3 protein-coding genes are annotated in these 1,760 nt (G+C 62.7%); all 3 read left to right on the top strand.

The window, feature by feature from the left end:
• Positions 1 to 225 (top strand): TolC family protein (locus ACYVDE_RS21805; protein ID WP_460503644.1); only part of this gene is annotated, 225 nt, incomplete at its 5' end.
• 69 nt (positions 226 to 294) lie between these two features.
• Positions 295 to 963, top strand: coding sequence for an ABC transporter ATP-binding protein (locus tag ACYVDE_RS21800; protein WP_460503645.1), 669 nt, complete (start codon positions 295 to 297; stop codon positions 961 to 963).
• 130 nt (positions 964 to 1,093) lie between these two features.
• A partial coding sequence (locus tag ACYVDE_RS21795) for an ABC transporter permease (protein ID WP_460503643.1) occupies positions 1,094 to 1,760 on the top strand: 667 nt, incomplete at its 3' end.

Genomic DNA, 1,760 nt, shown 5'->3' with positions numbered 1-1,760 from the left:
CAGCGCCCCCGGGCCGACTCGCTGGCCCAGCGCCGCTACGACATTGCCCGCGCCACCTACCTGCTGGGCCGCATCAGCCTGACGGATTTGACCCTGGCCTCGGTGGCCAAGGACGGGGCGCGCCGCGGCTACGTTTTCGCCCTCCGCGCCGGCTGGGTGGCCTATTATCGCCTGCGCGCCCTCACCTTATTCGATTTTGAAACGCAAACGCCTCTCCTGAAATAACGCCTTATGCAAACCGCTCCGACTTCCACCGCTTTCCAGCCCCAATCCGCCATGCCAACTCCTTCGCCCGTGCTACACCTGCGCGATATTGAAAAAATCTACCAGACCAAAACCATCGAAACGGTGGCGTTGAACCGGGTGAACCTCACCGTGAACCGCGGCGAGTTCGTGTCCATTATGGGCCCTAGCGGCTGCGGCAAATCGACGTTGTTGAGCTTGATGGGCCTGCTCGACGAGCCCACCAGCGGCACGATTGAGGTAGATGGCCGGCCCGTCACGTCGTACTCCGATAAGGAGCTGGCGGGGCTGCGCAACCTGAAAATTGGCTTCGTGTTCCAGAGCTACCACCTCATCAACGACCTGTCGGTGGTCGATAACGTGGAGCTACCGCTGCTGTACCGGCCCGGCCTGGGCGGGCGCGAGCGCCGCCAGCTGGCCCTCGCCGCGCTCGATAAAGTGGGCCTGAGTGCCCGCACCGGCCACTTTCCGGGGCAGCTCTCGGGCGGGCAGCGGCAGCGGGTGGCCATTGCGCGGGCCCTGGCCGGCGGGCCGGAAATCATTCTGGCCGACGAGCCCACCGGCAACCTCGATTCGGTGATGGGGGAGGAGATTATGGACTTGCTGCTGACGCTGAACCGCGAGCAGGGGGTAACCATCGTGATGGTGACGCACGACGAGCAGCAAGCCCTTAAGACCCAGCGACTGGTGCGGCTATTCGACGGCAGCCAGGTAGGGTAAAGCAGGCGCTGAAATGGCGAAAGGTATGTACATGGTACAAAAAAGTATGTGGCTGGCACAAACTCGCCACGGTACCGCGCTTCCGCCTGCAATCTCGCTCCTGCTGCTCCTTTAATCGACGCACAACGATATGCTACTCTCTTATTTGAAAATTGCCTGGAAGGTCTTGCAGCGGCGCAAGTTCTTCACCTTCATCAGCCTATTCGGCATCAGTTTCACGCTGATGATTCTGCTGGTGGTGTATGCCCTGTTCGACTACACGGTGGGGCCGCAGATGCCCGAGAAGCGCCTCGACCGGCTGCTGTTTTCCAGCGAGATGGTAATTCAGGGCGAGGGCACCGAGAACATGGGCCGCCCGAGCTTCTCGTTTCTGGAGCACCATATCCGGCCGCTGCGCACGCCGGAAGCGGTGTCCATCAGCTCGGGACCCGGCACGGTGGTGTCGTACGTGGGCAACGCCAAGCTAAAGCTCGACCAACGCTACACCGATGCCGAGTTCTGGCAGATGCTCGATTTCGACTTCGTGGAAGGCCGGCCCTACAACGCCGCCGAACAGCGCGCCGGGGCATTGGTGACCGTGCTCAACGAGAGCACGGCGCGGCGCTACTTCGGTACGGCGCGCGGCGTGGTGGGCCGCAGCATCGTGGCCGATGAAGTGCGCTATAAAGTGGTGGGCGTGGTGCGCGACGTGCCCGCTGCCCGCCGCTTCACCTACGCCGAGGTGTGGATGCCGCTGAGCACCAGCCCGGCCAACATCCACGACAGCGAGTACATGGGCTGGTGCCAGGCCATTTTGC

This window comes from Hymenobacter agri (genome assembly GCF_054778495.1).
This window is presented reverse-complemented; position numbering and strand designations above follow the sequence as displayed.